4 protein-coding genes are annotated in these 6431 nt (G+C 68.3%); 1 reads left to right on the top strand and 3 read right to left on the bottom strand.

What is annotated here, in order from left to right; genetic code table 11:
• A partial coding sequence (locus HOV77_RS01100) for a von Willebrand factor type A domain-containing protein (RefSeq protein ID WP_290856123.1) occupies window positions 1–1006 on the bottom strand: 1006 nt, incomplete at its 3' end.
• A 498-nt stretch (window positions 1007–1504) separates the two neighbouring features.
• Here HOV77_RS01100 and dnaB point away from each other — a divergent pair.
• A complete protein-coding gene (gene dnaB, locus HOV77_RS01095) occupies window positions 1505–4324 on the top strand; it encodes a replicative DNA helicase (RefSeq protein ID WP_363259413.1) in 2820 nt (939 codons plus the stop codon).
• A gap of 24 nt (window positions 4325–4348) precedes the next feature.
• On the opposite strand, the gene HOV77_RS01090 is transcribed toward dnaB, so the two are convergent.
• Both HOV77_RS01090 and HOV77_RS01085 read right to left on the bottom strand, forming a co-directional pair.
• Window positions 4349–5158: a tetratricopeptide repeat protein gene (locus HOV77_RS01090; protein WP_290856120.1), complete on the bottom strand. Its 810-nt coding sequence runs from the start codon at window positions 5156–5158 to the stop codon at window positions 4349–4351.
• 11 nt (window positions 5159–5169) lie between these two features.
• The gene (locus HOV77_RS01085; protein ID WP_290856115.1) at window positions 5170–6414 is read right to left on the bottom strand and encodes a glycosyltransferase family 87 protein; all 1245 of its coding nucleotides are present in this window, start codon (window positions 6412–6414) and stop codon (window positions 5170–5172) included.
• Window positions 6415–6431 lie beyond the last annotated feature (17 nt).

The following is a 6431-nucleotide window of genomic DNA, read 5'->3' as shown; positions in this document are numbered from 1 at the left end:
GCGCCCGGACCGACAGGTTCGCCGGGAGCCGGTGGACGAAGACATCTCGAGCCTGGTTGCGGTCGGCGACATACACCGCGAAGCCGTTGCCCTGGTCGGCGAGCTTCTCCATCAGCTCATCGCCGTAGTTGCTGCCCACGCCGACCCCGAGCAGCGAGATCTCCTTGTCCGCCTCGGCCTTCACTCGGCGCAGGATCGGGCTCGACTCGGTGTTGCCCACGTTGGCCAACCCGTCCGACAACAGGATCACCCGGTTGGAGGAACCTTGACGGAATCCGTCGCGTGCCACCTGGTACCCCGTGACCAGCCCTGATTCGAGGTTGGTACTTCCACCGGCGCTGAGGGAATCGATCGCCCGATCGAGATCCTCCACCTGGGACAGACGGGTCATCGGGAGCACCATCTTGGCGCGCTCGTTGAACGTGACCAACGCGACCGAATCGGTGCGGCGCAACTGGCGTACGAGGTAGTGCAGGGCGTCCTGGACCAGATCGAGCCGTCCCGTCTCGGCCATCGAGCCGGAGACGTCGATCACGAAGGTCAGCGCCACGTCCGGCCGGGTCTCGGCGTCCTCGCCACGAGTCTGCAAGCCGATGCGTACCAGCCGAAGCCGGTCGTTGTACTGCGAACGATGGGTGGACGGCATCGCCGAGCCGTCGACGTGCAGGGCGAACCCGTCGCCCTTCGGCTGGCCGTAGTCCATGTCGAACGAGTTGACGAACTCCTCCGGCCGGACCGTCGAGCGCTCGGGCCAGCGACCGTCGTGCAACTGGCGCAGCGCGTACGCGTACGACGCGGTGTCTACGTCGAGGGCGAAGGTGGACTGGGCGTGCTCCCCCACCGCCGTCTCGCCGCCGGGGATCTGCGGCGCGTCGCCCGGCCCGCCCTGACCGCTGCCCGACTTGGGTCCGCCGGAGTTGTAGTCGCTGCTCGAGCTGCACCCGGTGAGCGCGAGCACAGCCACCAGGAGGGCCGCCCCGGCCGATCGCGTCATGAGCTTTCTCATGAGATGTCTCCTGACCTAGAACATTCCATTGCCCATCCGACCGTCCGATCGTGGGGCGCGCTCCCACCGTTGCCTGACCGCAACCGGACCGTGAACCTCGGTGACCTAATCGAGCCGAGCCCGTGATCGGCGTACGGGAACCGGCGGCAGCCCTCCCGCGTCCACAGCGGACCGGTCCGTCATGATCGACACGCCGGGCAAACTTTCTTCCACGCACAGGCTGTGATTTTCATCTGCGCAGGTCAGCGGCCATCCGTGGAGAAGGGGCTACGCGTTATCCACAGGCTGTGCACAGGGTTACCCACAGGCTGAGGCGAGTTGTCCACAGGTTGTCCGCAGGTTTGTCCACCGGGGTGTTTGAGAATCCGGTCCGGGCTTCGTAACGTCAAGCCTCCGGCCCTCGATATTCCGTGCGATCCGTCTGGCTTAGTTGTCGGACCTCGGTGGTATCCCTGGGGGTCGGGTGGGTCGGGAAGAGCGTGCTTGGGGTGGGGTGCGGTGTCTGTCGGTGAGGTGCGCGACCAGGCGCGGTTCCCGGTCTCCGGGCAGCCGTCCGCCGAGGGTCCGCCCGCCTACGAACGGACGCCCCCACAAGACGTCGCCGCCGAGCAGAGCGTCATCGGCGGCATGCTCCTCAGCAAGGACGCCATCGCCGACGTCGTCGAGATCCTCCGGTCGGGTGACTTCTATCGGCCGGCCCACGCCACTCTCTTCGAGGCGATCGTCGATCTCTTCGGCCGAGGCGAACCGGCCGACGCGGTCACGGTCGCGGCGGCCCTCGACGGCCAGGGCGAGCTGACGCGCGTCGGTGGCGCGCCCTACCTCCACACCCTGCTCAACTCGGTCCCCACCGCGGCCAACGCCGCGTACTACGCCCGCATCGTCAGCGAACGAGCCATCCTCCGCCGCCTCGTCGAAGCCGGCACCAAGATCGTGCAGCTCGGCTACGGCACCAACGGCGGCGCCGGCCGCGACGTCGACGACATCGTCGACCTCGCCCAGCAGGCCGTCTATGACGTCACCGAGCGCCGGGTCAGCGAAGACTTCTCCATCCTCGGCGACCTGTTGCAGCCGACGCTCGACGAGATCGAGGCGGTCGGCGCGCAGGGCGGCGTCATGTCGGGCGTACCGACCGGATTCTCCGATCTGGATCGGCTGCTCAACGGCCTGCACGCGGGCCAGTTGATCATCGTGGCCGGACGACCTGGTTTGGGCAAGGCGCTGGCCCTGGACACGCCCCTGCCTACGCCGGACGGCTGGACGACCATGGGCGAGGTCCGGGCTGGCGACATGCTTCTTGGCGCCGACGGCCGCCCGACCCGGGTGGTACACGCATTCGACGTCCTTCACGATCGGCCGTGCTACGAGGTGGAGTTCTCCGACGGTTCCGTGATCGTTGCGGACGCCGACCACCTGTGGAAGACGACGACGCGCGCAAGTCGCCGACAGCGGTCGGAGACCAAGCGGGTGCACCAGTGGTCCACAGCGGACAGAGGGGTCGCCGCTGCGGCCGCTGCGGCCGCAGCGGCCGCGTCCGACGATCTGGTGACATTCGGGGAGGCCGTCGCCTCCACCGGTGAACAGTTCCGTCACGTGCTGCATACCGTGGGGCATGAAGTGGGGATCGCCGGCACTGTCACCCAGGACTTCGTACGGCGGGGTAAGCCATGGCGACGGAGCGGCCTGCCGGCGTACAGTCGCCGATCTTTGATGAGTGCTCTCGCCAGGCGCGTCGACCGCCTCATGAATGCCGAGATCACCGCCTCGGCGGAAGAGGCCGTCACGACGAGTGAGATCGCCGCGACGTTACGCGTTCCGGCCGACGGACGGTTGAATCACGCTGTCGAGAATTCGCGACCGCTCGAACTGCCTGAGCGTGATCTCCCGATTCCCCCGTACGTTCTGGGTGCTTGGCTCGGCGACGGTCACACCGCCGGAGCCCGTATCACGACGGCTGATCCCGAAATGCTCGCGTTTATCGAGGCCGAGGGCCTTGTCACTGAGCCTGGTTCGGGACGCCTCAGTTACTCGGTAAGGCTTCCGAAACTTCGCCCGTTCGCCGAGCGCATCTGCGTCTTCTGTGGACAACTCACCCCGGGCGCGGCTGGCCAGTCGCCCGCCTGCGTCGGGTGTGGTGCCCGAGACGGCTCGTTCACCGGTCGTCTGCGCGGCCTCGGCGTGCTGGGCCGCAAACACATCCCGGCTGCCTATCTGCGGGCATCGGAGGCGCAGCGTCGGGCGCTGCTCGCCGGGCTGATGGACACCGACGGAACCGTGGCTCCGACCGGGAACCTTCAGTTCACCTCGACGTCTGGGCGGTTGGCCGACGACGTATACGAGTTGATCGTGAGCCTCGGCTACCGGTGCGGTCGGACGGCACGGACGGTGAAAGGCAAGACCGCCGAGTCTTCCATCGCGTACACGTTGAATTTCTCGACAGGAGAAGACGTCTTCCGGCTCACCCGCAAGCGCGTAGCGCATCGGGAGCGGAGCCGGACCCGAGACACCCGGCGCACCGGCAGCCGGTACATCGTCGCGGTACGTCCGGTGGCGAGCGTCCCGGTGCGGTGCGTCACGGTGGACAACGAGGACCACCTCTACCTCGCCGGCCGGTCGATGATCCCGACGCACAACTCCACTGCGGGGATGGACTTCGCTCGCAACGCCGCCATCAGGCACAACATGGCCAGCGCCATCTTCTCCCTGGAAATGTCCAAGGTGGAGATCGTCACCCGTCTGCTCAGCGCCGAGGCGCGCGTACCGATGCACGTCCTGCGATCCGGGCAGTTGTCCGACGACGACTGGACCAAGCTGGCGCGGCGGATGGGCGAGATCAGCGAGGCTCCGATCTTCGTCGACGACACGCCCAACATGAACCTCATGGAGATCCGGGCCAAGGCGCGACGGCTCAAGCAGCGGCACGATCTCAAGCTGATCGTGGTCGACTATCTCCAGCTCATGACCTCGCCGAAGCGGGTGGAGAGCCGTCAGCAGGAGGTCGCCGACCTGTCCCGAGGCTTGAAGCTGCTGGCCAAGGAGGTCGAGTGCCCGGTGATCGCGGTCAGTCAGCTGAACCGTGGTCCCGAGCAGCGTACGGACAAACGACCGCAGCTGTCCGATTTGCGCGAATCTGGGTCGATTGAACAAGATGCTGACGTTGTAATCCTTTTGCACCGTGATGACTACTACGACAAGGAGTCGCCGCGCGCGGGTGAGGCCGACTTCATCGTGGCCAAGCACCGTAACGGTCCCACCGACACCGTCACGGTCGCTGCGCAGCTGCACATGTCGCGTTTCGTCGACATGGCCGTCAGCTGACTCGACCGCGGTGAGCAGAGCTTGTCAGCGATGTAGCGCCCACGGCCGGATTACGTGGACGAATAGACCGACGAAGGCCACGATCCCACCGGTGGTCGCCGCGCCGGCGAGGGTGACGTCGGCGAGCTCCAGCCACATGGTTGTGAGCAGACCCGCCCCGAGCGCCAAGGCCGCCATCCCCGCTTTTGTCGGCCGTTTGCGGATGGGGCTGAGGCGATGCCGGAGCCGGCGGCCGACGATCGTCAGGAGGACGCCGCCGAAGACGAGCAGCCAGCCTGGCCACTGGAACGTGCTCGACGTGTCGGTGATCCGGCCGACGACGGCGATCACCACGCCCGCGATCATCGCCATGTCGGCAATGCCGGTGATCCAGCGAGCGGCGATCACGGATCGGAGGTGCACTCGAAGGACGGCCTCGCCGCGCCGGTGGGCGTCCACCGCGAGCACGGCTTCCTTGGCGACCTTGTAGGCAGGGTCCTCGGGGCGCTGGGCCAACGCCAGTTCCAGCAGGGTCAGCACATCGGGGTCGTTGGGGCGCAGCCGTAGTGCGGCTCGGGCCGAGGCTACGGCGCCCTCTGTCTGACCACCATGGAGGAGTGTCGAGGCCAGTGTCGCGTGGGCGTCCGCCGACTCCGGCTCCAGGTGGATCGCCTGGTGAGCTGCCTCGGTGGCGGCGGTGACATCGCCCTCGAATCGGAGCACCACCGCGAGGCGACGCCAAGCCAGCGCGTCGGCCGGTTCGATGGCCAGGTGGGCGCGGAGGACTACGACGGCTTCGGCGTACGCCCGGCGGCCGGCCAGTTCCGCGGCGCGGGCGATCGCGGTGGTGGACACGAGCGGCGAGGCTAGCGCATCCCGGGTGGCCGTGGGGGGCGGGCGAGACGGGGAGAACTGAGCACCGGCGCCCACGCCGCGAGCGCCACCGGGTAGAGCAGGTAGCCGAATCGGGTGGCGGGGAGTAAGAGGATCGCCAGCAGGAGACCGATCGCGCTGATGAGCGCCGCTCTGGGTACGCTCGCCGGCGGTCGGCGGATCAAGGAGACCACGATCCCGGCGGCTGTGGTGAGCAGCAGGAACAGGGCGATCTGGCGACCGTCCGGCAAGTACGCCGTCAGCAGGTGCCCGGGCAGGGGGGATGCGGCCGGGCTGCGGACGAGGCCGTGACCGAGCGGGAATCGGATGACGTTCTCGACGACGGCGCGGCCGTCGATGAGCACGGTCGGCGCGAGGACCAGCAGCGGTATGCCGATCGCGCCGAGCAGATAGCGGGCGACGGATCGGCGGTGGCGTACGAGGGCCACGAGGCCGAGGACCACGGCGACCGGCCAGGCGGTGAGTTTGAGCGCACCCGCACAGCCGATCGCCAGCCCGGCGGCGGCCCAGCGGTGCCGGGCGGCCAGCGCGCACGCTAGCAGCGACAACGCGAGCACCGGAACGTCGTCGCCACCGGTGGCCAGGGTGAGCGCTGCGAGCGGAAGGATCGTGACTGCTTGCAAGGCCCGCAATGGGGCTTCGCTGCCGAATCGAGTGATGCCCGGCCGGTCGAGCAGTAGCCACGCGGCCAGCACGGCGACGCTGCTGAGCACTGCCATGATGATGCGAGCGTCGGTCCACCACGCGATGCCCACGAGGGCCCGAGGGAGTCCGGCGGCTGCCATGCCGGGTTGATACGGCAGGTAGTCGAGCAGCCGGAGCGGACTCGGGACGGCGGCGATCGCGTCGCGGTCGAGGTAAGGCGTTCCAGTGTGGAGCATGCGAGCGCCGGCTGCCTCGATGACCAGCACCTCCTCCTGGGCCCGGTCGAGCCGGCCGTCCGCGCGCTCGCGGGCTTGCAGGATCAGAGGGAGCAGGGCGGTCGCGCTCCAGGCCGCGGCGGCGAGCCAGGTCCGCGCGAGGCGGCTGCTCAGAAAACAGGCGAGGACCGCCGCGCCCAGATAACCCCAGATAGCGACGGCCGCCCACGCTCGGTGGGGGGCCAGCGTCGACCAATGCAACGTGTACGCGCAGAAGGCGCCGGCGAGCGCGTACGCCGCCACGTCGACGGGGCGCCCGACGCTGAGCACGCGGATGCTGATCCGCCGAAGGAGCACATCCGAAGTTTGCTCCG

This window comes from Hamadaea sp. (assembly GCF_013362815.1).
GTDB lineage: Bacteria > Actinomycetota > Actinomycetes > Mycobacteriales > Micromonosporaceae > Hamadaea.
The sequence above is the reverse complement of the archived record's forward strand: the minus strand, read 5'-3'. Positions and strand labels throughout refer to the sequence as shown.